Annotated in this window: 18 protein-coding genes and 2 tRNA genes; 11 read left to right on the top strand and 9 right to left on the bottom strand. The window is 44.1% G+C overall.

The genetic code is table 11. The features are described 5' to 3' along the window. Positions 1–287: 287 nt before the first annotated feature. The 5 genes from GVN20_RS08155 to GVN20_RS08135 all read left to right on the top strand — a co-directional run bounded on the left by GVN20_RS08155 (position 288) and on the right by GVN20_RS08135 (position 2,676). A complete protein-coding gene (locus tag GVN20_RS08155; RefSeq protein ID WP_114070055.1) occupies positions 288–923 on the top strand; it encodes a peroxiredoxin in 636 nt (211 codons plus the stop codon). A gap of 194 nt (positions 924–1,117) precedes the next feature. Next, positions 1,118–1,465 carry a hypothetical protein gene (locus GVN20_RS08150; protein WP_166557834.1) on the top strand — a complete coding sequence of 116 codons (348 nt, stop codon included), beginning with the start codon at positions 1,118–1,120 and terminating at the stop codon, positions 1,463–1,465. 83 nt (positions 1,466–1,548) lie between these two features. Next, positions 1,549–2,301, top strand: a complete 753-nt coding sequence (locus tag GVN20_RS08145) for an SDR family NAD(P)-dependent oxidoreductase (RefSeq protein WP_166557833.1) — start codon at positions 1,549–1,551, stop codon at positions 2,299–2,301. A gap of 187 nt (positions 2,302–2,488) precedes the next feature. Then, positions 2,489–2,563, top strand: a tRNA-Val gene (locus tag GVN20_RS08140). Between the two features lie 38 nt (positions 2,564–2,601). Then, positions 2,602–2,676, top strand: a tRNA-Val gene (locus tag GVN20_RS08135). A 493-nt stretch (positions 2,677–3,169) separates the two neighbouring features. On the opposite strand, the gene GVN20_RS08130 is transcribed toward GVN20_RS08135, so the two are convergent. Both GVN20_RS08130 and GVN20_RS08125 read right to left on the bottom strand, forming a co-directional pair. Continuing rightward, the gene (locus tag GVN20_RS08130) at positions 3,170–3,379 is read right to left on the bottom strand and encodes a hypothetical protein (protein WP_114065239.1); all 210 of its coding nucleotides are present in this window, start codon (positions 3,377–3,379) and stop codon (positions 3,170–3,172) included. Positions 3,380–3,624: 245 nt separating this feature from the next. Continuing rightward, complete coding sequence (locus tag GVN20_RS08125; protein ID WP_166557832.1) at positions 3,625–4,413, bottom strand: SPFH domain-containing protein; 789 nt, start codon at positions 4,411–4,413, stop codon at positions 3,625–3,627. A 510-nt stretch (positions 4,414–4,923) separates the two neighbouring features. On the opposite strand from GVN20_RS08125, the gene GVN20_RS08120 reads away from it, so the two are divergent. After that, complete coding sequence (locus GVN20_RS08120) at positions 4,924–7,239, top strand: RND family transporter (protein ID WP_166557831.1); 2,316 nt, start codon at positions 4,924–4,926, stop codon at positions 7,237–7,239. A gap of 97 nt (positions 7,240–7,336) precedes the next feature. Here GVN20_RS08120 and GVN20_RS08115 read toward each other — a convergent pair whose 3' ends face one another. Continuing rightward, positions 7,337–8,683 (bottom strand): M24 family metallopeptidase, encoded by a 1,347-nt coding sequence (locus GVN20_RS08115; protein WP_166557830.1) that lies wholly within the window; start codon positions 8,681–8,683, stop codon positions 7,337–7,339. 120 nt (positions 8,684–8,803) lie between these two features. Here GVN20_RS08115 and GVN20_RS08110 point away from each other — a divergent pair, with 120 nt between their 5' ends. Further along, on the top strand, positions 8,804–9,358 hold the full coding sequence (locus GVN20_RS08110) for a GNAT family N-acetyltransferase (RefSeq protein ID WP_166557829.1): 555 nt from the start codon (positions 8,804–8,806) through the stop codon (positions 9,356–9,358). Here the strand turns inward: GVN20_RS08110 and GVN20_RS08105 are convergent. Beyond that, positions 9,355–10,278 carry a sugar phosphate isomerase/epimerase gene (locus GVN20_RS08105; protein ID WP_166557828.1) on the bottom strand — a complete coding sequence of 308 codons (924 nt, stop codon included), beginning with the start codon at positions 10,276–10,278 and terminating at the stop codon, positions 9,355–9,357. The two genes, GVN20_RS08110 and GVN20_RS08105, sit on opposite strands and share 4 nt — an antisense overlap. A 204-nt stretch (positions 10,279–10,482) precedes the next feature. Here GVN20_RS08105 and GVN20_RS08100 point away from each other — a divergent pair, with 204 nt between their 5' ends. Both GVN20_RS08100 and GVN20_RS08095 read left to right on the top strand, forming a co-directional pair. Continuing rightward, the gene (locus tag GVN20_RS08100) at positions 10,483–13,317 is read left to right on the top strand and encodes a TonB-dependent receptor (RefSeq protein WP_166557827.1); all 2,835 of its coding nucleotides are present in this window, start codon (positions 10,483–10,485) and stop codon (positions 13,315–13,317) included. A 96-nt stretch (positions 13,318–13,413) separates the two neighbouring features. Continuing rightward, positions 13,414–14,310 (top strand): SDR family oxidoreductase, encoded by an 897-nt coding sequence (locus GVN20_RS08095; RefSeq protein WP_166557826.1) that lies wholly within the window; start codon positions 13,414–13,416, stop codon positions 14,308–14,310. Between the two features lie 96 nt (positions 14,311–14,406). Here GVN20_RS08095 and GVN20_RS08090 read toward each other — a convergent pair whose 3' ends face one another. From GVN20_RS08090 to GVN20_RS08070, 5 genes are all read right to left on the bottom strand, one after another. Next, on the bottom strand, positions 14,407–15,858 hold the full coding sequence (locus GVN20_RS08090; protein WP_166557825.1) for an MBOAT family protein: 1,452 nt from the start codon (positions 15,856–15,858) through the stop codon (positions 14,407–14,409). 99 nt (positions 15,859–15,957) lie between these two features. Then, the gene (locus GVN20_RS08085) at positions 15,958–16,938 is read right to left on the bottom strand and encodes a glycosyltransferase family 2 protein (protein WP_166557824.1); all 981 of its coding nucleotides are present in this window, start codon (positions 16,936–16,938) and stop codon (positions 15,958–15,960) included. A gap of 49 nt (positions 16,939–16,987) precedes the next feature. Further along, positions 16,988–18,616 carry a hypothetical protein gene (locus tag GVN20_RS08080; RefSeq protein ID WP_166557823.1) on the bottom strand — a complete coding sequence of 543 codons (1,629 nt, stop codon included), beginning with the start codon at positions 18,614–18,616 and terminating at the stop codon, positions 16,988–16,990. Continuing rightward, a complete protein-coding gene (locus GVN20_RS08075; RefSeq protein ID WP_166557822.1) occupies positions 18,616–20,034 on the bottom strand; it encodes a DUF6056 family protein in 1,419 nt (472 codons plus the stop codon). The genes GVN20_RS08080 and GVN20_RS08075 overlap by 1 nt, the downstream gene beginning before the upstream one ends. A 73-nt stretch (positions 20,035–20,107) precedes the next feature. Beyond that, positions 20,108–21,079 (bottom strand): glycosyltransferase family 2 protein, encoded by a 972-nt coding sequence (locus GVN20_RS08070; RefSeq protein WP_166557821.1) that lies wholly within the window; start codon positions 21,077–21,079, stop codon positions 20,108–20,110. Between the two features lie 242 nt (positions 21,080–21,321). Here GVN20_RS08070 and GVN20_RS08065 point away from each other — a divergent pair, with 242 nt between their 5' ends. Next, complete coding sequence (locus GVN20_RS08065) at positions 21,322–22,266, top strand: 3-oxoacyl-ACP synthase III family protein (RefSeq protein WP_166557820.1); 945 nt, start codon at positions 21,322–21,324, stop codon at positions 22,264–22,266. 38 nt (positions 22,267–22,304) lie between these two features. Beyond that, positions 22,305–25,508 carry a T9SS type A sorting domain-containing protein gene (locus GVN20_RS08060; protein ID WP_166557819.1) on the top strand — a complete coding sequence of 1,068 codons (3,204 nt, stop codon included), beginning with the start codon at positions 22,305–22,307 and terminating at the stop codon, positions 25,506–25,508.

Below are 25,508 nucleotides of genomic sequence, written 5' to 3'. Positions count from 1 at the left end.
GATAAGTAGGTTTGAATGAGTGTTAAAAGGCATAAAAAAGAGCAATGTAGCCTGGTGTAATGCATTTTTCTAAAAAATATCCGTAAAACTTGTCATAAAAACGCTTTATATCTAAAGTTTAGTTTAAAAAGCTAAAACGTGGAACAAATTCGATTTACTCGTTGTATTCCTTTTGTACGGAATAAAATATGTAGATGCCTTAAAGGCTAGCCAATAGTGTGAATTAACATATTAAATCCATAGATATTAAGTAAAAATAATTGTTTAACCAAAAATCATTCAAGAATATGTCACTAAGATTAGGCGATGTAGCTCCAGATTTTGAAGCAGACACAACACAAGGTCACGTTAGTTTTCACCAATGGCTTGGTGATTCTTGGGGGCTTCTTTTTTCGCACCCAGCAGATTTTACGCCCGTTTGTACCACAGAATTAGGTAGAACGGCTCTTCTGAAAGGAGAATTCGAAAAGCGCAATGTTAAAGTTATAGCGGTAAGTGTGGATGATTTAGAATCTCACAATCGTTGGGTACCCGATATCAACGAAGTAAACTCCACCGTTGTAAACTTTCCAATCATAGCCGACAGCGACCGCAATGTGGCAACGTTGTATGATATGATTCACCCCAATGCCAGTGAAAAGGCTACTGTACGCTCAGTCTTTGTGATTGGGCCTGATAAAAAAATCAAATTGACGCTCACGTACCCTGCCTCAACGGGACGTAATTTTAATGAAATACTTCGGGTAATTGATTCGCTCCAATTAACCGCCAATTATCAGGTAGCTACGCCCGCTGACTGGAAAGATGGCGAAGATGTAATCGTTGTGCCTGCGGTTTCGACCGAAGATGCGCAAAAGAAATTTACCAAAGGGCTGAATATTGTGAAGCCCTATCTGCGTTATACGCCTCAGCCCAATAAATAAAGGTTGGTAGTATATTAGTTTATTGCCCTTTTATTGAAAGCCCCTGTCTTCTGTATGATAGGGGCTTTTTCTTATCCTTTACGTTATAATCAAATGTAGCAACATATAATTAATCCAAAGAATGACTTATCTTTACGCCTGATACAGAGTAATCAAAAGCGACCACTTTACCCTTTACCCGAAAAATGAGGAGCTTGAATGCTAGAATCCTTTTAGCAAAGGAGATGCTGAAAGATATTGATACCATTGAGGGAATGGTCAAGGAATTAGGATTCGAGGTTTTATTTACTTCTGATGTTGATTCAAAGGGTTTAGCTCAGAAACTTAATGAAGGACCTAATTTAATTGTATGCCATTACTCCCAAAAAGATTTTTTTACAGAGACAAAAGGTACACACTTACCCATTATTTTAATTGCTGATGCAAATGAAAGAATGATTCTTTCGTCCCCATCCTCATACAAAATTGCCTACTTGCATCGGCCTTTTTCGAAGGCTATTTTAAATGCTGTTATTGATTTGCTTCTCACCACTGAAGATTAAGGTGCCCTAAAAGAATCTTCTATTTGTATTTTAAATGGTTTGTGGCCATTTTTGGCTTTTATCAACTTCTACTTTTTATATTCATGTCACGTATAGCTCTTATTACGGGTGCCACCTCGGGCATCGGAAAAGCCACCGCCGTCGCTTTTGCGAATGCGGGTATTAACTTGATTTTGTGTGGTCGCCGTCAGGAACGATTAACAGAACTAGCAGATGTATTAGGTAAGCAGGTGAAAACTACCACACTCCTGTTTGATGTCCGTGATAGTGCTGAAGTAGCGAAGGCCATTGCCTCCCTTCCTACTGATTTTAAGTCTATTGATATTTTGGTCAATAATGCTGGGAATGCCCATGGGATGTCGCCGATACAAGACGGTGATCTACGTGATTGGGATGCGATGATGGATGGGAATGTAAAAGGGCTTTTGTACGTATCAAAGGCGGTGATTGCAGGAATGATTGAACGTGGCAAGGGTCACATTGTAAATATCAGCTCGGTAGCGGGTAAGCAAACCTACGCCAACGGAGCTGTCTACTGTGCTTCCAAAAAAGCAGTAGAAGCCATTAGCGAAGGTATGCGCCTTGATTTGACCCAACACGGAATTAAAATAACCAACATCGCACCTGGGGCGGTTGAAACAGAGTTTTCGCTTGTTCGTTTCAAGGGAGATGAAAGTCGGGCGGCTAAAGTCTATGAAGGATTTGAGCCTTTGCGTGCGGAAGATATTGCCGATACTATTTTGTACGCCGTCATGGCACCAGCACACGTTACCATTGCTGACATAACTATTTATGCCGCAGCCCAAGCTGCGCCCACAACCGTTTACCGAAAATAATCATTTGCCAGAATGAATCCGTAGTTAATTGAAGGTGGGCTTACTTTTTATGTTTCATAACTGCACTGAGTCTCAGTGAGATTGAAAATAAGCTTAAAAAAACTGAAAAAAATAGTTGGAATTGTGTTTTGAAGCCACCATATTTGCACTCCCAAACGCGGACAACGAGTCAAAAAGCGTTTAAAAGGGGAGTTTAGCTCAGCTGGTTCAGAGCATCTGCCTTACAAGCAGAGGGTCGGGGGTTCGAATCCCTCAACTCCCACACAAAAAATAATATTAGTAATCCTTCAATTACACGAAGGGAGTTTAGCTCAGCTGGTTCAGAGCATCTGCCTTACAAGCAGAGGGTCGGGGGTTCGAATCCCTCAACTCCCACACAGAAAAGTCAAGCCCGAAGCTTGGCTTTTTTATTTTCTGCCTTACGAGGAGAGGGTCGGGGACGGTCGGCCGCTGCCGTTCGAATCCCTCAACTCCCACACAGAAAAGTCAAGCCCGAAGCTTGGCTTTTTTTATTTTCTGCCTTACGAGGAGAGGGTCGGTGCGGCGACGCATTCCATACCACCACACTTTACCACACTTTACCACACTTTGGATATTTCAATAATAAAAAAAGGCCAAGCAATTTGCTTGGCCTTTTTTTATTATTGAAATACCTTAATAGACAATGACTTTAACAGAAAAACAGTTCTCCGCTTTCTATCAGCCCATACAAAATCATTAAGCTAAACAAAGGTCTTAATGTTTTGTGTGCCCTTCACTTACATGCGACTCAAATCTTGGTGTGTTATATTCTAAAACTGGCGTTAGGATTTTAACTCATTACACTCAATTGCAGAAGTATACCAAAGATTGCTTCAATTAATAACGATTATTGCTCCAGACCTTGCGGCACAATTAACCGATCCCCATACTTTTCCCGTTTTAGAGATAGTGACTTAGGGTCAAATGTGATGGTAAAACTTTTAACGGGGTCTTTGACCAGACAAGTGATAAACCAAGACGGATCTTGTTTGATTTCATTCACGTCCCGCTTATTGCCTTTCATCGAAGAGGAGCCGTTTCTGTTGTTTGAAGCCATAGGTGCATTTATATAATTAGTACTATATTATACCTAACACTCGTATGACAATAAACGTGCTATCTTATTGATTATCTTTAGCAAATACTTTTGAAGTAAGGTTGCAAGGTTGTACTTCAAACTGAAAAAAGTGATAAAAAGAGCCTTTATTCTCTTAAAACGGCATTTAAAAAGGTTTTTGTTTTTTTTGCATTCAATTTCTTTTTAGTAACTTTTTAACGAAACTGTTCATATTCTGCTTCGATTTATTGTTGGCCTAGGATAATAGGGGTGCGTCCATCCGTGATGATTACTTTGTTTTGGGTATTCCGAATGGCCTCAATCCATTGTTCTTGCAATACCCTTGGTTCCAGACCGCTTGCTTTTACGCGATTGGCTTCGGCCTCAATTTTGGCTTTTTCCAAGTTCATGCGCGCTACTTCCAACTCGTTTTTTACCTGCTCGGCCTGTTGTTTGGCGTTGTTTCGGCGTTCTATGGCTTCGGCCATCGAGGTTGGGGGCTTAAGACCACTGGTCAGGGAGGTCAGGGTGAAAAATTTCCCCTCAAAATCTTTTTTTAAACGTATCTCAACCGACTGTTCAAAGTGATTCAAGTTGTTCATTAAACTATCGGTGCTGAAATTGCGAGCTTCTTCGCGATAGGCATTTACCACCAGTGCATTTAGAACGGCCCCTTCGATGTTGTCCATGATGGTATTTTCATCATCAATTCCTACGTGTTTGTAGTTGAAGATAATATCGGCGCCTTTGGTACGAATCGCCTGATAGGTAAGAGAAGGGTCGACGGTGAAAACGCCCGCATCTTTGGCGGTAATGACCACTTCTGCAGGGTCTGCTTTTTGTTCAAACATAGGAACTTGATAAAGCTCTGTTCCAGGGCCCAGCAGCCCTTGGGAGCCAGTCACGACGGAGAAATCGCCCCGGCCTTCACGTCCGTAATTTTTCATAAGTACCCCTTCATAATTGGGCTGTACGCGGGTACAACCCGTCAGAACCACGATAGACAAGAATGGATAGATTAGTTGGTTTTTCATTTTTTAAAATAGTTAGCGTAAGGGAAAAGGATTAAAAAGATGATATGAAGTAGGCCTGTGGCCCAGCCTGCAAAAGGGTAAGGCCCTCTGAATATCCAAAAATGTAACCAGAAAAGCACTATATTGACCACCAGAAAAATGAATGTGCGTAATAGGATATTTTTCATAGAAAAAAGGGTTGGTAGGGGAATAGAAAAACTAAAATAGGCAAAACAAGTATCCGTTTGTAAGGGCGATTCAATTTGTTATTATTCGGTTAAATTCTTTAGACAATAGTCACTACAAGAGAAATTAGAATCTATGAGTCAATGTGTTTTTGGATACAAAAGATAATTTTTGGTGAAGGCTTCTTGGACTTAGATTTTAAAATTTGTATCAGTTGTTTTGTAAAGTATTGAAAATGAGAACTTTGTTTTTGTTTTATTTTAATTGATATGATATATCCCGTTTATTTTTGTCTATTCTTCGTTGTGTGGGCTATCTTTGCACCTCTAAAAAGTTATCCTACCTATGTGGAATAAAATTGCGGCAGGCATTATTCGTTTTCGGTTTGCGTGGATTGTATTGATCTTTGTAACAGTAGCATATATGGGTTATGAAGGAAGTAAAATCGAACTTTCTTATCAAATGGCCCGTATTTTACCCCCCAATGACCCCATCGAAAAAGAATATCAGGAGTTTAGGAAGGTGTTTGGGGAAGATGGCGCTATCATGGTGATAGGCTGGCAGGACCCCAACTTGTTTGAACTCACTAAGTTTCGGAACTGGTACGGGCTTGCAGAGCGTATCAAGGCCATGAAAGGCATCAAAAATGTGCTTTCGCTTGGTCATTTATACAAAGTAGAACGAAATGACAGCCTGAGTAAATTTGAATTTAAACCGCTTTTTACGCAACTGCCGTCTACTCAAACAGAGATGGACAGCCTGAAAAATCAGGTCCAAAAACTTCCTTTTTACGAAGGATTGGCCATCAATTCCAAAACCAATTCGACGCTTATTGTTATTACTTTTAATGACAAAGACCTAAACTCTTCGCGACGGATTACGATTGTGGAAGAAATCAAGGTCATGGCCGATGAGTTTTCGATAAAAAACAAAACCGACCTTCATTATTCAGGAATGCCGTTTATTCGGACGGTCATCATGAAAAAAATATCGGGCGAGCTTAAGCTTTTTATGGCCTTAGCGGTATTGGTGACGGCATTTATCCTTTGGCTGTTTTTTAGGTCGCTTCGGCTTACGCTCTTGTCGATTGGCGTGGTATTGATGGGAGTAATTTTCTCCGTTGGTTTGCTTCAGTTGTTTGGGTATAAAATTACGGCATTGACGGGCCTTATCCCGCCGCTCTTGATTGTGATTGGAGTACCAAACTGTGTTTTTCTGTTGAATAAATACCAGCTGGAACTCAAAACGCACGGCAACAAAGACGAAGCGATTAAGGAGATGATTTGTCAGATTGGACTTTCTATTTTTCTGGCCAATATTACGACCGCTATAGGTTTTGGGGTATTTTATTTTACCAACAGTGCCTTGCTGGTTGAGTTTGGCATTGTGGCTTCCATTTGTGTGATGGTTACGTACGTACTTTGTTTGGTGCTTTTGCCCATCACGTTGCATTATATGAATCTACCCAAAGCGCGGCATTTAAAGCATTTAGAAGGAAAATGGGCCAAAGGCTTCCTGACCAAAGTTGATTATCTAGTACACAATCACCGTCGGGCTATTTATGGCGCAATGGTGGTGGTGATTCTGGTCTCGGCGTATGGGATGACCAAAATTAAGGCCGTGGGGTACATCGTGGATGACCTTCCGCAAAATGACCCCGTTTACGTTGACCTCCGCTTTTTTGAGTCTAACTTCAACGGAGTTTTGCCTTTTGAAGTAATGATTGATACCAAACAACCCAATGGAGTGTTTGGCAATCAGGCACAGGTGTTGTACAAAATCAAGGCATTACAAAACGAAATGGCTGATTTTAAAGAGTTTTCTAAGCCTGTTTCGGTGGTTGAGGCTTCACGGTTTTTGTATCAGGCGTATCGGGGAGGCGAAGCCAAATATTACGTGTTGCCGGGGGCATTAGAGTTATCAAAATTGACTGATTATGTACAGGGAGACAACCGCGGCGTAAAACAATTAAACTCATTTATGAACGAAGACCGCAGTATTACGCGGGTGAGTTTTCAAATGGCGGATGTGGGCTCGGAGCGAATCAAAGACCTAATCAATCAAATACGCCCCAAAGTTGATTCTATCTTTAACCCGTCTCAGTATAAAGTCAGCCTGACGGGGCACAGTCTTGTGTTTTTGAAAAGCAACGATTATTTGTTGGGCAATTTGTACGAAAGTCTGTTGATTGCCATCGTTTTGATTGCCATTGTTGGGATGGTACTTTTCCGTTCGATCCCCATTATTTTGTTGTCCAAACTTCCGTGTCTTATTCCTTTGGCCTTAACGGCGGGGATTATGGGGTACTTTAATATCCATTTTAAGCCGACTACGATTCTGGTTTTCAGTATTACTTTTGGTATTGCTTCTGATGGTACGGTTTATTTCTTAACACGTTATCGTCAGGAACTCTACCAACGCGGACGCACAGCCTCGGAAGCAGTATCGCAGGCTATTTTCGGAACTGGATTGAGCATGATTTATACGGCAATCATTTTATTCTGTGGCTTTTCTATTTTTGCTGCTTCTAGTTTTGGGGGTACGGCGGCCATGGGAGTGATGGTGTCAATCACTTTACTGGTGGCCATGTGTACCAACCTGATTCTGCTGCCAGCCTTGTTGTTGTCAATTGCAAAAAGGCAGAAAGAGCGCCCGTCGTAGCATCAGAAGTACTTTTAAGCATTTATCTTCTCCGAAAGGCGTATGAAAACCCCGACAATTCAGGACAATACGGTCTGCAGAATTGTCGGGGTTTTTATTACTTCACATTCGTCAGTTTTCTTGGGATGGTAAACACTTCGGTCTGGCGTCCGTCTAGGTACCGGAAACCATCGGCGGTGTAGTAGCCGTCTTCTTCGAGCATGATTCGGATGATTTTTTTCCATTCGGCAATTTCCACCGCGGCGTTGAGTTCAATGGAATAACCCGTATTGGGAAACAAAGGATAATCGCCAGGGCCGGGAACGCCTTTCTGCTGGTCCCACATGCCAATCGTAGGCCCAGCCGCGTGGCCGTGCACGCCGATGGGGTGGGAATAGATACTGGCCGTAATTCCTTCTTTTTTTGCTTGTTCGAGCGCCCCCAAGAGCATTTGATTGCCCGTTACGCCTGCCTTAAAGCGTTCGGTCAAAAGGTCTTGCAGGCGATTTCCCTGCGCAAATGCCTTTTTGATAAATTCTGGTACTTCCGATTCACCCGGCCGCAGAATGTATGCGTGTTGTTGTTGATCGGTATTGAGTCGCAAATAGGTAATGCCAAAATCACAGTGAATCAAATCGCCGGGCATAATCACCTGCTTATCAGGGCGCTTGGAAAACGTGCGTAAATGGTCAAAATTGGCGGGATCGTGACGCTGAATGTCGACCGTAGGATGAAACCACGTTTCAAGCCCCAAATCAGTTACTTTCTGGCGCATCCACCACACCACATCGTCGGTGGTGGTAATGCCCGGATGAATGACTTTTTCGGAAAAAGCTTCCTGAATAATTTCGTGTGAAATACGGCAAATCAAGGGGTAAAGGGCGGCTTCTTTTTCGGAGCGAGTTTCGAGCCAAGCCACCGCCAAACGGTCGGCAGACACGATTTTAGCTTTTTGTTTTTCCGATAAATTCGCCATCAATTCCTTCTGTTCGGTATAAGTTAAACCGTCGGCGTGTCCGTAATCTTTGGAATAATTGAGGGCGATTTTTTTGGGATTGCGCTCTTCAATCACTTTGCCTAATGCCAACCATTGATTGGGCTGCACGTTGATGTCCCATTCGCCTTTTAGCAAGTTGCCTACGTCGTAGCGAGCAATGGCCAGTTTTTCCAGTGGTTTATCTCCCCCCGCATCAAAAAATACCATGATGGTACGGCGGCGAGCCGACAGCCACGTGCTCGGCAGCATGGTTTTCATGACGGGGTCTTCGTTGTATTCGCGTGAGATGATAACCCACATATCTATCCCTTCGCGCCGCATGAGTTTGGGTAGGAGGTTGGTAAGTCGGTCTTCCAAAATCTCATCAATCACGCGGGCGCGTTCGCGCTCAGGTAGGATTGGATATTGGGCATAAAGTGTTGTGGAAGTGAAAAGGGTTAAGAAGAGATAGTATAATGATTTTCTCATTTGTTGATTTGTTTGTTTGAATCGTGCCAAGCAAAGATAAAAGCTTTATTTGGCTTGTTGAAAGCCAATTATTACTTTTGTGAGCGAACTACAGCCCCTTTCGGGGTTATAAATTACAGGATGCCCATCACTTATACGACTGCACAATCGGACGAAGAGCTCCGCCAAATCATGGCCCTTCAGCGCCAAAATTTATATAAAAACACCCCCGCTACTTACCAGCAGGACCAAGGGTTTACGACCGTTGAGCACTCGTTGGAGGTGCTGAAGCAAATGAATGATGCGCTACCTCAAATCATTGCCAAAGACGGTGACACTTTAGTGGGTTATGCCTTGGTCATGCCGCGCACGTTGGGGCAGTTGGTGCCAGAATTGGTGCCAATGTTTGACATTGTGGCCGAGCTGCAATGGCAGGGCAAGCGCATTGGCGACTATCGTTTTTACGTTATGGGTCAGATTTGCGTTGCCGAGTCGCACCGTGGGCAGGGGATTTTTGATGGGTTATATGCTGCACATAAAGAACAGTTCTCCCCCGATTTCGAGCTCTGCGTTACGGAAGTAGCCGTACGGAACACGCGTTCACAGCGGGCGCATGAACGCGTAGGATTCCGCACGATTTATACCTACGAAGACTACACCGACGTATGGAACGTAGTGGTGTGGGATTGGAGTTAAGCTTTCATGGCCTCTCGCAACATCGCCACGCTTTTACGAACGCCCGTTTCTGGGGCTTCTTTTCCTTCAAATTCCAGCGCAATGTACCCTTTGTAGTTGGCTTGGCGTAGGATGTTGATGATGCGTTTATAATTCAAATCCAGCGAATACCACTCGCCACCGCCGTAGTAGGTCTTGGCTTGTACAAAGTTGGCCAGGGGAGCTACTTTTTCGAGTTTGGTGTAAGGGTCTTCCAGAAAATTTCCAGTATCCAATAGCACGCCCAACCATGGCGAATCAATGGCTTTGCGGATGCGCAGGAGGCCTTCGGGCGTGGAAGTAAGGCCCCAGTGATTTTCCAAGGCAAGCATTACGCCACATTCAGCGGCTTTAGCAAGGCATTTTTCGATGCTGTCGATGCACCATTTGAAGCCGTCATCTTCAGTATAGCCGGGCAGGATAGGCTCAACGCCGCGTTTGGCCATGAGTTCGTCAAATGATTTGATGGTATTCCAGCGTCCCGAGTTGAGCCGAATGCTCGGAATCCCCATTTTGTAGGCCAGCTCGATGCAGTGCAGGGTGTGGTCGATGTTTTTCTGGCGCTCGGCCGGATCAGGCGACACAAAACTTTGATGGATGGAAAGACAAATCAAATCTACCCCGTTGACAAACGCGTGTCGTTTGAGTTTTTGAAGATAGGCGTTGTCTTCATTGTCCATTTGGCGGTGCAAGATATCCACGCCTTCAATCTCCATGCGGGCGGCTTCGTCAATGACCGTTTCGATGGCAACTTTGGGTGTTTTGAAATGCCAATACGAATAGGTCGAAAGGCCGAGCTTGAACGGATTAAGGTCTTTTGGGGATGTTAAAAGCGAGCTTTCAGGAGAAGCTAAAGCCGCACTTCCGAGGGTGGCTTGTTGAAAAAAATGGCGACGGTTCATGGATAAAAAGGGGTTAAATAGTGCCTCAATATAAGGAATTATCCATAAAGTATTGGGACGTACTGTTGAATATAAAATTGAACTTTATCGGTAAATACGGCCCAAATCGTCGGTATTCTTTGTCTTTTCATCGCTTTTGCCAAAAGCATCGCTAAACTTTATGCTATTTTATCTGTCTAACGGGCAAACCCAACACAGCACACCATGCAATACATTCGCTTTACTCTCGTTTCGTTGTTTTTTTTAGTCACCGGCCAACTGCTTGCTCAGCAAGTAGAAGTGAAGGGCCGTGTGGCTGACCAAGGAGACAAATCCCCCTTGATCGGGGCCAATATTCTGCTCATAAATGCCGCTGATTCTACCCTTCGGTTTGGCGTCGTGGCCGATACGGCTGGGGCATTTACCATAAAATCGGTGCCGCTGGCAACCTACCGCTTATTCATCAGTTTTGTGGGTTATACTGCCTACGACCAACGCTTGAATCTGCGGCGTACTGCTCCCGATTTGGGAATTATTTCGTTGAAACCTGATGCCCAGCTTCTGAAAGATGTGGTGGTCAAAGGAGTAGCCGAACGGGTGGCCCAAAAAGGAGATACGACGGTCTATAACGCCAGTGCTTTCAAAACAAACCGCGACGCCACTGCGCAGGACTTGATTGAAAAAATGCCCAACATTACCATCGAAAACGGACAGGTAAAAGCACAGGGAGAAAATGTTCAGAAGGTGACGGTCGACGGGCGCGAGTTTTTTGGCGATGATGCCACGCTGGCCCTGAAAAATTTGCCAGCCGAAGTGGTTGATAAGATTCAAGTGTTTGACCGCCTCAGCGACCAGTCGCAATTCACGGGTTTTGATGATGGTCAAACCGTAAAAACAATAAATGTCGTCACTCGTTCAGATCGTAACAATGGGCAGTTTGGGAAAATATACGCTGGCTACGGCACCGACGACCGCTACATGGTGGGAGGAAGTACCAATTATTTTAAAAAAGATACCCGTATTTCTGTCATTGGAATGTCTAATAACGTCAATCAGCAGAATTTTGCCAGTGAAGATTTATTAGGTGTTTTGGGAGGTTCAGGTGGTGGCGGTGCACCAGGTGGAGGCAATCGAGGCGGCGGTGGAAATCGAGGTGGTGGCGGAAACAATGGCGGCGGTGGTAACTTTGGCGGTGGAAATTCGGCGGGCAATTTTCTGTCGGGGCAGCAGGGAGGTATCAATAAAACAAATGCCATTGGACTGAACTACTCCGACAATTGGGGTAAAAAGTGGAAAGTGTCGGGTAGTTATTTTTTCAACGATGCGAGCAATAATAACCTGAGCCAATTGGCAAGAACTTTCTTCTCGACCGAAGGGCCCGGGCAGTTGTACAACGAAGATTATTTTTCGTCTAACAATAACAAAAACCATCGTTTAAACGCCCGCTTGGAATACACCATCAATTCCAAAAACTCGCTCATCATCACGCCCCGAATCAGTTTTCAGGGCAATACCGCTTACAGCAGTCTGTTAGGAGCCAACAGCATCAACGCGCTGCGTATCAGTCAAACCCAAACCGAGAAAGAATCAAAAAACAATGGATATAATTTCGGAAATAGTATTTTGTGGCGGCACCGCTTTGGTAAAATAGGGCGTACGCTGACGGTAGGACTAACGACATCGGCCAATGACCGGAGTGGCGAATCGCTTTTGAATTCGGTAGTAAATTATTATACCCGCAAAACCTCCGATTCATTGCAGATAACCGACCAGCGCACCGATACCAAATCAGATGGCTACACGATTTCGAGCAACATTTCATTGACAGAAAACGTTGGTCGGGGCGGACAGTTGCAGCTTAATTATACACCTTCCTTCACCAAAAACTATTCAGACCGCAAAACCTATAATTATAACCAAAGCACGAGCGAATACAGTACGCCCGATTTGCGGTTGTCGAACGAATTTGACAATACCTACATCACCAATCGAATTGGAGGAAGTTACCGGTTGCGCATCAAAAAAACGATGGTTACGGCAGAAGTAAACTACCAAAATGCGCAATTGAGCGGCAAACAGAATTATCCGCTGGAATTTTCAATCAACCGATCGTTTAATAACATCTTGCCTTCGGCAATGATCAACTACCGAGGCGCAGATGGAAAGAGCTTTCGGTTCAATTACCGTACGGGCACCAATGCGCCATCCATCAGTCAATTACAAAACGTAGTGGATAACTCAAATCCGCTGTTTTTAAGAACGGGTAATCCCAACTTAAAGCAGGAATACAACCACAATACGTCGCTCCGTTATGGGGTCACCAATCCCAAAACGGCCCGCAGCTTCTTTATTAATTTGAATGGCTCATTTACGCAGAACAACATCAGTACGGCAACGTACATTGCGGCGCGTGATACGGTGGTGGGAGGATTCCCGCTCAACCGTGGCTCACAGTTTACGCAGCCGGTCAACGTAAATGGGAACTGGAACGTTCGTTCGTTTATCACGTACGGATTGCCAGTGACTTCGCTCAAAAGCAACCTGAACTTTAACATCGGAACGGGCTATACCCGCACCATTGGATTGATTAACAACATCCAAAATACATCCAATACACACTCCATCAATGGAGGTCTGGTGCTTAGTAGCAACATCAGCGAGCAGCTTGATTTTACGGTGTCGGTCAATGGAAATTACAACACCGTTAGCAATTCGCTACAGCCTTCTTTGGATGGTACGTATTATTATCAAAACAGCAATTTTAAGTTAAACTGGCTGACAAAAGCAGGATTCTTTGTCAATACCAACCTCAACCATACGTTTTATACGGGATTGGGGCAGGATTTCAACCTCAATTTTACCCTTTGGAACGCGGCCGTCGGCTATAAATTCCTGAAAAAGCAGGCGGGAGAATTGAAATTGAGCACCTTTGATGTCTTGGGTCAAAACAACAGCATCAGCCGAACCGTTACCGAAACCTACATTGAAGACCTGCAAACCCGGGTATTGCAGCGATACTACATGCTGACCTTCACGTATACACTCCGTAATTTTAGATAATTTATTGTTAACGTAACCGCCTAGGTACGCAGACCGCATAGTAATTTTTTACTAACTATGTGCGCTTGTATTCGTGCGGTTACTACTTTTACGTTTATGAAAAAAATTCTTATTACAGGTTCTAACGGACTGCTGGGCCAAAAACTGGTCGAACTTCTTTTAAAACAGCCTCACATTCAATGTATTGCCACCGCTCGGGGCGCCAACCGTTTGCCATTCACGGAAGGTTATGAGTATTATTCCATGGATATCACCAAGCGGGACGAAGTGGAAGACATCATCGGAAAGACCAAGCCTGATGTCGTAATTCACGGAGCGGCCATGACCAACGTGGATCAGTGCGAATCGGAAAAAGACAATTGTTGGGCGCAAAACGTACACGCGGTTCAGTACATTGTGGATGCCTGCCGTACCCACGACATTTTTCTCTGCCACGTTTCTACCGACTTTATTTTTGACGGTGCTGCGGGCCCCTACACGGAAGAAGGGGAGGCCAATCCGCTGAGTTTTTACGGTTGGAGTAAGTATGCTGCCGAAAAGATTGTGCAACATTCGGGTATTCGTTGGGCTATTGCCAGAACCGTTTTGGTATACGGAATTGCCTACGATATGTCGCGTTCCAACATTATTTTGTGGGTAAAAAAATCATTGGAAGAGAAGAAAAACATCAAAGTGGTCACCGACCAATGGCGCACGCCAACGTTGGCGGAAGATTTGGCCGTGGGTTGTTTTTTGATTGCCGACCAAGAAGCAGAAGGTATTTTCAATATTTCAGGAAAAGATTTCCTTACTCCCTACGAAATGGCTATCCTGACGGCCGATTATTTTGGCTTAGACAAATCATTGATTGCTCAAGCCGACTCTTCTACGTTTTCGCAACCCGCCAAACGCCCCGCCCGTACGGGTTTTGTGCTAGATAAAGCGCGTCGCGTTTTGGGATATGAGCCCCGTAGCTTTTCGGAAGGCATTGCGATACTAGCCACACAACTGTAACCTGACTGTTTTTTTTGAATCACGCAAAGACGCTAAGGAGCAGAGAATAATACGCCTCAGTGTCTTTGCCCTTCATAAATGATAGTGCTTCAATCATTAAAACTGAAAATAGATAAACTGATTGGATTCAAAAACGCCGAAGAAATAACAAAGGATGGACAACGTGATGAATATACTCCAAAATGTGACATCTCGGCGGGTTGGAATATGCAATACAAAGTGCTCTTTAATCAGTAAAATACCAATCAGTAAAACACAAAAAATCATTTCGACGGAGTTGAGTGCGGATTGGATAGGGGAGTGAATCGACAGCGTGGCAATCTTCTTCAGAATCAAGAAAGAACTCCTTACTTCTTCACCAATGGTCATTTTGGGGTTGTCGCCTACCGCAAAAAATACCCACGTAAGCATCACCAAGACAAATGTGATGAGCGTTTGTAGATAACCATACCAAGCACCAGTGGGCAATGTGATGTTCCAACGTTTCAGGTATTTGTCCCTAAGGGAGGCAAACACGAGATAAAAGCCGTGCAATCCGCCCCAAATGATGAAGTTCCAACTAGCTCCGTGCCATAGCCCGCTGACGAGAAAAACCGTGAATCGGTTGAAATAAGCGCGCCCTTCGCTGACCCGATTCCCGCCCAACGGAATGTAGAGGTAATCCCGAAACCAAGTAGAAAGGGAAATGTGCCAGCGTCCCCAAAACTCTGAGATGGATTTGGAGATATAAGGCGTTTTGAAGTTTTCCATAAGCTTAAACCCCATCACTTGCGAAGCCCCCAAAGCGATGTCAGAATATCCCGAGAAGTCGCAATAAATTCGGAACGTATAGAAAAACGTTGCAACCAAAAGCGTTAGCCCGTTGTAATGGGCAGGGTCGAGGTAAACGGGGCCTTGCATCAGGGCGAGTCGGTCGGCAATGACGACTTTTTTAAAGAAACCAAACGCCATTCGAGTCAGTCCTGCTTTTACATTTTCCCAATCGTAGGGATGGTTTTCGTGGAATTGATGCAGCACATTTTGCGGTCGCTCAATGGGCCCTGCCACCAATTGGGGATAAAACATGACATACAAGGCATAGATTCCGAAGTGTTTTTCCGCTTTTTGATTGCCGCGATACACTTCAATCGTATAACTCATGGCCTGAAACGTATGAAACGACAAACCAATGGGCAGGATTAAATCGGGATTTAGGTGTTTTAAAATGGGCATACTCCACGCAATTCCCATTTTCCAACTGAAAGAATTGAACGTTTCGGCAAAAAAATCAAAGTATTTAAAAACGGCTAGAATCCCCACGTTGGTCACAATACTCATTACCAAAAGCCATTTTCGACGTGGGCCCGCCGCCGAGGCAATCCAAATCCCCGCAAAGTAGTCGATGACAATGGTGGCAAACAGAATAAGGATATAAATCGGTTTGAACACCAGATAAAAATAACAACTCGCCAACAACAGTAAAAACCATCGCAGATTCCAGCGCAGACTGAAATAAGCAAGGGTAATAACAATGAAAAATAGCAGAAACTGGACAGAATTAAACAGCATGATTTTTTAAAACCGAAAAATGTAAAATATTAAACTGAAAAAAGTAAAAGGATAATTATACACCTTCTTAAATGTAAAATTGGCACAAACACCCCTTTTTCAGTTTTGCGGTTTTGCGGTTGTTTGGTTTTGCGGTTGTTCCACTTTTCCTTCCACAATCTTTTCTTTGATGATATACAGCGGGCGGCCTTTGGATTGGAAAAAAATGCGCAACACATACTCGCCGATGATACCCAATGAAATGAGTTGAACGCCACTGAACAGAATAATGACGAACAATAATGCCGTAAAACCCTGAATAACTCCCCCAAAAAGCAATTTTTTGATGATAACAATGATGAAATATACCAAGGCAATTCCAATGGCTGTGCCGCCCGCCCGCGTCATAAATTTGATGGGGAATTCACTGAAATTAAAAATGCCGTTGTAAGCCAAGTTGAAAAGTTGCTTAAACGAATATTTTGATTCGCCCGCGATTCGCTCGCTGCGCTCGTATTCAAATCCCGTTTGTTTGAAGCCTACCCAAGTGCGCATTCCCCGTAAAAAACGGCTCTCTTCGGGCATTTGATTCATCACGTCCACCACGCGCCTGCTAATGAGCGAAAAATCTCCGCTGTCGAGCGGGATTTCTACGTATGAAATGGATTTCAACAGGCGATAAAACAAATAATATCCCGTTCGTTTGATAAAATTCTCTTTCCGTTTGCGCCGAATGGCATACACCACATCGTAACCTTCTTGGTACAGTTTGTAAAAATCGGGTAGTAATTCGGGTGGGTCTTGAAGGTCGCCATCAATGACAAACACCGCTTCGGTCCCTCTCGCGGCGGCCAATCCCGCCGTAAGGGCCAATTGGTGTCCGTGATTGCGCGACAAAAAAACGCAGTGGTAGCGTTTATCAAGCAGCGCAAGTTGTCGCATGAGCGTCGCGGTGTTGTCGCGGCTACCGTCATCCACCAATACAACCTCGATAGAAAGCGAAAGACTATCCATCAATTTGTTGAGGCGAGCTACCAAATGTGGAAAGGATTCAGTTTCGTTGTATAACGGGGCAATTATTGAAATTTGAGGTTTTTCCAAAACGAAATGTTTTTAACAATGTGTGTTCAACAGTAATCAAAGCGGTTGTTTAGGGCCATTCAATGGGCTGATAAATCATGGCTTTGGCTTGGCCGTGCTTTACATATACAAAACCTAACGAATATTTGCCTGCTGCAATGGCCTCTTTGGGTATCAATACCAAACTACCTCCATCGCACCGACGAAACCAATTTCTCCCTTTGTAAAGATTGGGTTCTAATTTAAATAAATAGTTGTGGCTGTCGGAACGCAAAAAGGCGTACAAAGCAACGTCAAAACCAGAATCGTAAGAAAAATCGTCGGTAAATATAGACAATCCCTCCTCTTGCTTTGTAATGACTGGCTTGATTTTCAGGCTTGTATCGGCTTGGATTGCCTTTAAAGCGGGAGCCAAATCGGTTGGATAATGGTACGTCATATTGTTGACGTGGTACTTCATCAACGTGTCGACGTAAAGGGCGGCGGATGAATTGGGGGTAAGGCCCAGTCCAAATCCGTTGTATTGTTGATTATAGGCAAAAGCAAGCAAAGTCTTTCGGCGCTCAATGATGGTAGGCCAATAATGTAAAAAACTTAGCCCCCAGACCAAAATACTGAACCCAAGCGCGGCCTTTAGCCATTTTCTTTTGAGCGGAAAAAGTCCCAGATAAAACCCATAGCTGACCATCATAAACAGCGCAGGATAAATTTTGTAGTTACTGACCAGCATCACAAAATACCCAAAACGAGGCCGTAAAAAGGCAATAATGGTGGCATTGGCGAGCAAATAAGTGGATACTCCAATCAAAAAAAGCAGCAGTGTATTGGGGGCTAGAGCGTGTTTTTTATATAACCGCCACAACCTTACCAACACGATACCGAGCCAACTGGTCATTATCATACCAAAAATAGTGGGCAGAACGGAGCGCTCGAACGTGCTGCGGTCGGGAAAGAAGTCAAAAAGCCCGCCAACAAATGTAAAAAAACCAAAGAAAGTTTCGTGTGGATGTTGAAGAAAATACCCAAAACTAGACTCGTTGTTAAGGGTTTGCATTCCGTAGAAGTACAAAAAGACCGCCACAATTCCTGCCAACAACCAACTACCCAACCACCGATAATTTCCCTGTAAGAACAAAATAACAAATCCCGCTGGCCAGACAAAGATGCCGTTGCTCATCGCAAAATTGGCACAAAGTCCCGTGAGTAGGGCCCACGCAAAGCGTTTTTGAGCCAAGAGATAGGACGTTAAACAAACAAAAAAGATAACAGGTTGGTGCTGTAGACCCGTAATGGCCCACAGCGAAGTCATGTGGTATTGCAACTGAAATAACAAGAATGGGAAGGGCAATAAATAAGCCCAAGGAATATTGTCTTGCCGAATAGCTCTGATAAAAATGGCGAAGGTACCGAGCGTAAAAAATGTGCCTGCCCAATGCAAAAACGTAAAATTTAGCGTTCCAAACAACCAAAAATACCCCAAAGCCGCCAGTTTTCCGAATACCATTCGGTGCTCGTTGTTGGGCTTGAAAAGTAATTTAATATAGGAAGCAAAATCAGTGGTTTGTTGCCATTCGCGTAAAAAATCTGGGAATGGGTCAAAGTCATCAAACCATGGCACATTGAGTGAATACCGGGCTATAATCAAAAGAAATAGACCAATCGGGAAAGAAGCAATAAGCCAAAAAATAATCCGACGCATCAAGGATTTGTTTTAAGTACAACTTCTTTTTTACCAAAATAGCCACCCATGCATCTAGCCCACCAGTGTTTGGGGTCGGGGTTGGCATCGTCCAAAAACAACGACTGGGGCCGGGCTTTGAGAGGCTCCACATACACACGGTCGCCGGGTGTATTTTCGATGTATGCGTAACGTTGTTTCAATTCTGAATCATAAGCGGCTGCCCTTCCGCGTAGCCAATCACCATACACCATGCGGAAGTTTTGGCTAAAGAGCGCACTTACCACAATAAGTATGGCAAGCACCAATTTGATGGAAGGGGGTAAATACCAATTTTTTGCCCCCAAAAAGTCCTGTTGATAAAAATATCGAACCAACACGGCAAGGCAATAAAACCAGCCAATCAGGAAATAAAGATAAATAGAATTGATAACGCGGGGGGCTGGTTCAATACCAATACCATAGTAAGACGGGAAAATCTGGACGAATAAAATGCCAAAATAAGCCAACACCGCCACCCACAGCGGTACCGAAAAATAGCGCATCGTTTGCTGATTGACAAATATTTTTGGCAGTACTGCAATCCATAAAATTGTAAATACCAATAAAGGTGTTCGGGTCATCCACTCTAGGCTTAGTCGGGCCAATAATTTGATGGATTGCATGGCAGAAAAGGGGATATTTCTACCCTCTGGATTGCCGCTCATGCGGAGGAGGTTGCCGGGTGAGGTAAAGAAAATATAGCAAGAAAAAGCAGCTACTGCCACCAAAAAGACTGCAAACCAATCCCAAGTACGGTTGATAACCAATTGATAGCCCCACCATCCTGCCACCAATAGCACCATGATGGTCAGATTGGTTTCGCTGCATCCGATAACCGCAAACACCAAAAAGCCTGCTAAAACGGAGGTGAAATTTTTGAGACCACCTTTGGGCAATTGATACCAGCGCAGCATTACCACGAGCCAATAAATGGTGAGGGCATTGGGAACGGTATACGTTACGAAGGCGGCCATCCAATAAAAGGCTTCGGCAATGCTGGCAATTTTAAGAATAAATAAGAACAACAATCCACCCACCAAACCAAACGACCCAAGTCGGCTCCACTTAGGAAATACCTCTTTCGCTAAGGCGAAAAGGCTGCTCGTTAGTCCCAAAATTAAAAGGAAAGAGAGGAGTTTGAATCCACCCGGCCATTTGAAAATGAGCGGGTTGGAGTGATTCATCAGAATCCCAAAATAGCGCCCTGTCCAGCCAGTATAGTAAAAATTCATGGCTTCAAAATAACCGTATTTGAAAACGGTATCAATATAACAATAATCATCAACGGGCGAGGGATGATTGTAGCAAGCCAATGCCAACAACGGAATTAACACCAAAATCAGTAATCCGATGTTAAAAAGATTCTGAAATAAAGGCTTTTGTAATGTTTTCAGCATTGGTTAATTTGATAATATCATTTGTAAATAAACCCAAAGGGCCACAAAAAACCTCCAAAGCAATTTGTTCTTCTCACTTCTCACTTCTTACTTCTGACACTTCCACAACCTTTTCAATAATGTACCGGGGCCTTCCTTTGACTTCCTCATAAATCTTGCCAACGTATTCGCCAATCAATCCAATGGCAATCATGTTGGCACCGCTAAAAAAGGTCATGGGTAATACTATTGAGGTCCAGCCCGCCACAGTACTCCCGTACAAGTACGAAATACCGATGTATACACTGACTGCCATAGCGATAAAAAAGTTGAAAAGACCGAAATAAAGCACAAGCCGCATAGGAAACGTACTAAAAGAAGTGACCCCGTTCCAGGCAAAAAGTAACATCTTTTTGAGTGGATATTTGGTTTCTCCCGCTTCTCGTTCCAATCGTTTGTAAAAAACTTTTTCCGACCTAAAGCCAATCAGCGGAATAATGCCCCTTAAAAAAAGGTTTACTTCTTTGAAATGCGCAAATTCTTCCAGTATACGGCGGTCCATCAACCGAAAATCGGCGTGATTAAACACGACGGGCACGCCCATCCAGCGCATCATGGTATAAAATGACTCGGCAGTGGTGCGTTTAAACCAACTGTCATTGCTGCGGTCATCGCGGACTCCGTAGACCACCATCGCCCCGTCGCGATGTTGTTCGAGCATCTTGCCAATGGCGGCGATGTCGTCCTGCAAATCTGCGTCGATGGTAATAAAACAATCGTAATCGTTGGTATAGTGTGTCAAACCTGCCAAAATAGCGCTTTGGTGACCAAAATTACGGGAAAGTTTTATGCCGATACTTTTTGGATCATTCTGGCAAATAGTTTCGATGAGTTGCCATGTGCGGTCGCGACTGCCGTCGTTTACAAAACATATCTTACTTTCTGGCGCAATGAGCCGTTCTGCTTCCAGATGCGTATAATATTCTTGAAGAGTACGGTGGGTTTTCAGTAAAATTTCTTCTTCGTTGTAACAGGGAACAACAAGTAATAACTTGGTTGGAAGCATTGACCTCGGTTTTCAGTATCGGGCAAAAATACGGTACATTCCGGAACGAAGCGTCATTCTGTGAATAGATTTTATTTATTGGTAGAAAATAAGGCTATTTTTTGAGGGTAGTTGGGAAAAAGGTATGGAGTAAAATGGTAAATTATGATGACTTTGTTGTAAGATTTCAATATAGTGTGATATGATTTCTAGGAAATGTTTAACTTTCGGCTTTAAAAGTTTCGGTTTAAACCAACCACAGTATGTTTCTTCACCAAGTTGGTCACTACCTGCCCGAGCAAGTTGTTGACAACGAACATTTTACCAAGCTGAACGGCCTCTCGGACGAATGGATTGTACAGCGTACCGGAATTCAACTCCGTCGTAAAGCTGCCTCTGCCGAAAACTCTCACACCATGGGAGTAGAAGCGGTGAAGGCATTACTTGATAAAATTGAAATTCCTGCGAGTGAAATAGATTTAATTGTAGGCGCTACTTATACTTCATACGATACAATTGTAACATTAGCACACGCGGCCCAGCATTTTCTGGAAATTCCTGATATCCCCGTCGTCACGATTTCGTCGGCTTGTTCGTCGTTGCTCAATGCGATTGAAGTAGTGGAAGGGTACTTTGCCATGAACAAAGCCACCAAAGCGCTGGTCATCACGTCGGAACACAACACGGGTTATTACAACGAAACCGACACCGTTTCGGGGCATTTGTGGGGTGATGGCGCGGCGGCGTTATTAATCACCAAAGAGCGCAGCAGCGAAGAAGATTTGGAAATACGCGCCTTGCTCACCGGTGGCGCGGCTACCAGCGGAAAAGCCACCGAAGCCGTGGTGCTTCGTCCCAACGAGCGTGGGGTGATTATGCCTTTTGGGCGGGATGTGTTCATCAATGCCTGTACGTACATGCCTAAGGCAAGTTTACAGGTGTTGGAGCGGTGCGGACTTACGGTGCAGGACGTCGATTATGTATTGCCTCACCAAGCCAATTTACGTATCAGTATGAACGTCATGAATACGTTGGGCCTTTCTGAAGACAAACTTATCTCTAATATTCAGTATTTAGGAAACACGGGTTGCGCGGGTTGCGCCATCGGTCTTTCCGAAAATTGGGAACGCTTTAAAAAAGGAGAACGAATCGTCATTACCGTTTTTGGTGGAGGGTATTCTTTTGGGGCAATGCTATTGGAGAAATAAAATAAATTACGCTGATTGCAGCGTAATTTATTTTAGCCATGATTAAACACACTATTTTCAGCCTCCTTTTATTAGGTTGTTGGTTTACTTCGCAGTCTCAACAACAACTTTCAGCCATTCAGCACCGAACAGGATCCTCTTCCAACCCCCGCGCTTTTCATAGATTGGGGGATAAATTGTTGTTTATTGCCGATACAAAAGAATATGGTGCCGAGTGGTGGGTGACTGACGGAACAGATACGGGTACAAAATTACTGAAGGATATTGCTCCGGGCGTGGCAACCACGTTGGTTAGAAATCTTACTACTTCTTTGCTTGAAGTGGAGCGGAGTATAGTGGTTGCCAATGGAATTTTATATTTTCTGACAAAGAATGCCCTTAACCAGTCAGAGCTTTGGCAAACGGACGGTACTACCGACGGTACTCTAAAGATATATACTTACGAGGGCATCATAGAGCAATTCAGGCCCACACCGCAAAAGGATAAGTTTTACGTAATTGAAAACTTCGCGCTGTATTACCTTGATATTACGACTAAAACCAAAAGGAGAGTAAGCAATCCTGGTGGGTCAATCACTTTTGTACTGCCTGATTATTACTTAGATACCAATGTCCCCCCCGTATTAGACTATCAATTATACTTCACCTACAACGAGCTTGGAGAATATGAGCTATGGCGTGCTGATGGAACTACTACTGGCAATCAGCGCCTTTTTGCACAACGTATTCGCCTTGGGCAGCCACTCTATAACGTGTATAAAGGGGATGTCTACGTATACAATAGCCAAAATGATAAAGTGCTAATCAAGACCCGTGGAACCACCGCAACTACTGAAGTCTTGATTCCACCCGTGAACCTTTTTCCTGTGTCGTTACAAGAACGTTTTCGCGGAATGACTTCTCGAATCATTGACAATGAGTTTCAACTTATCGAGTTTCCCAATCCCAGTAGCTCCGTTTTAAATCAGTTTATCGTTCAGAATACCACTGACGGTCGTACGTTTCGCAGAGTATTGACAAAAACGGCTCCTTTAGGCTCTATTTCGGGTGTAGAGGTATCGGGAAATACCCTTTACTACGCGTCGCAAACATTCCTCACCGCGATGGATTTGACCTCGGGAGACACCACAAAGACCTACATTAACTGGACTTTATCGGGACTAGATGTTGCCCGTGCCAAAAAGTTGAGCAATAATTCAGTGGCTTATTTTGTCAAGTCAGCTGATTTTCGTGGTCAACTTTACCTGTTTGATGGGGCCACCCGAAAAATTACTCCGCGTAACGTTTTCGTGTCTCAAATCCTCGAATTTAACAATTCGTTGGTTCTTTCAGGAGGGACTACGGCCAAAGGGAATGTTAACTTATATGGGGCAGATTTGAACGGACTGAATTTTAAAGTGAGGGGGAATCTACAACAGGTAGAAGATAATGAAATCCCGCAGTTTATGTTGGGTACGCAATTATACTATATTGGCGATGATGCTGGGCCAGGAATTACGCTCAACAAAACCGATGGCCTGACTGCTGGTCAGACCATAAAAGTTCTAAATAACTCACCGACCCTTCTTCTCAACGCCGCCGCTTCAGGATTGATCTATTCGGATGGGCAGCGGGCGTTGTTTTCGTACGTCGACCAAAGCAATAATCGTTATATATGGGTGACCGATGGAACCGCCGCTGGTACAAATTTGCTGGGAAGTATTACCAATGCGCAAGATCGACCTTACGTTTATTCGGTTGATAATCAACTATTACTTTGGTTTGGTTCTCTGTCGTATTATAAAGTGGACTTTAGTGGATTGAGACTTATACGTTCTTCTACCATCAATACTGTATCGGGAAATAGAAAGACGTTGGCGCTCGACAATAAAGTGTTGTTGTTTGATGAAAAGTCAGTGACCGTGGTAGATGCAAATCTGTCGCTTACCACGCTTGAAAATCGTACCCTTTTCACGGTTGACTCAATGGTGGCACCCTTGGGGATGGGGGCGCGTTTTTTCTACTTACGGCTGAAAACGTCGGGAAAGCTGGGCGTCATGACTGGAGCCTCTGCGTCTGAAGCCCCGCGTGAGTTAATGGAAATTCCTTCGGCAACGGCTATGTTTAAAGTCTCCGATGGAATTTTTATCCACCGTACAGAAGTAACTTCTGGTGGAAAAATCAACAGCTTTCTGACTTTTGTGGATGCTAACGGCCAACGTGCGCAAGAAATGGGGCCGTTTGATTTTACAACGGTACGGGGCGTGCAAAAAACGGGGAATACCTACACCCTAGCTGTTGTGACGGCCCCCAATCGCCTCAATGTGGCGCTCTTGGATGTTACTGCCAAAACCATTCGTTTCCTGAAAGGCGACGCTGCCGACTCGCAAAACCCTAAGTTTGTTACCAGTGGGTCAGCGTTGTACGTTGTGGGAAGCAATGTCTGGAAAGTTCTTCCAGCCAAAGATTCACTCAGTAGGTTATTGCCAGCAAAATTTTATCAGAATGGGCGCACGTTTTTGCAGGCCCCAAAAATGTACGTTTCATTTGCCGACCCAACCCCTGAAACTTGGGAAATAGACAGTCTTAAAGCCCAACAATTAGGAAGTTTCTTTGTTACAACCCGATTCACGGACTTGATTGAAAAGAGAGGATTTCAGGGTTATACACAAAACAGCAGCGGCCGACAAAATGGAATATTTCTGGTAGAATCTCCTACGCAGACGACATTGCTGAAATCATTACCCACCAATCAGGTGGTTCCCGAACAGGCTTTTGCTGGAATGTTAATTTTTGCCGCCGAAAATGAAGCTGGAGGCAATGAACTTTGGCTCACCGAAGGAACCCCCGAAAGAACCAGACAATGGGCGGATTTAAGAACGGGGGCACTTAGTTCAAACCCTAAAGACTTGAGGGTGATGGGAAATATAGTAGTGTGTTCGGCATTCAGTGGTGACCAAGGTCGGCAACTTTGGAATGTAACCCCTCCAGTGCTGGCGATAAAAACGCCCGAACCGATATTTTCATTAAATGTATTTCCGAATCCGGTTAGTAAAATTGTATCAATTCGTATCACAGACGCTAAAAGAGCATCTATGTACCTTAAAATCTTTGATATAAATGGACGGTTGATTATGGAAAAGTCATTGCCTTCAACTGAGCAAGTGGATGGAATTGATGTTTCGCACCTGCCCACAGGAATGTACATTGTTTGGGTGACGGATGGGAAGCGGTGGGCTTCTAAAAAAATAAATAAGTATTGA

Origin of the sequence: Runella sp. CRIBMP (genome assembly GCF_009905605.1) — a bacterium.
Lineage (GTDB): Bacteria > Bacteroidota > Bacteroidia > Cytophagales > Spirosomataceae > Runella.
This window is presented reverse-complemented; position numbering and strand designations above follow the sequence as displayed.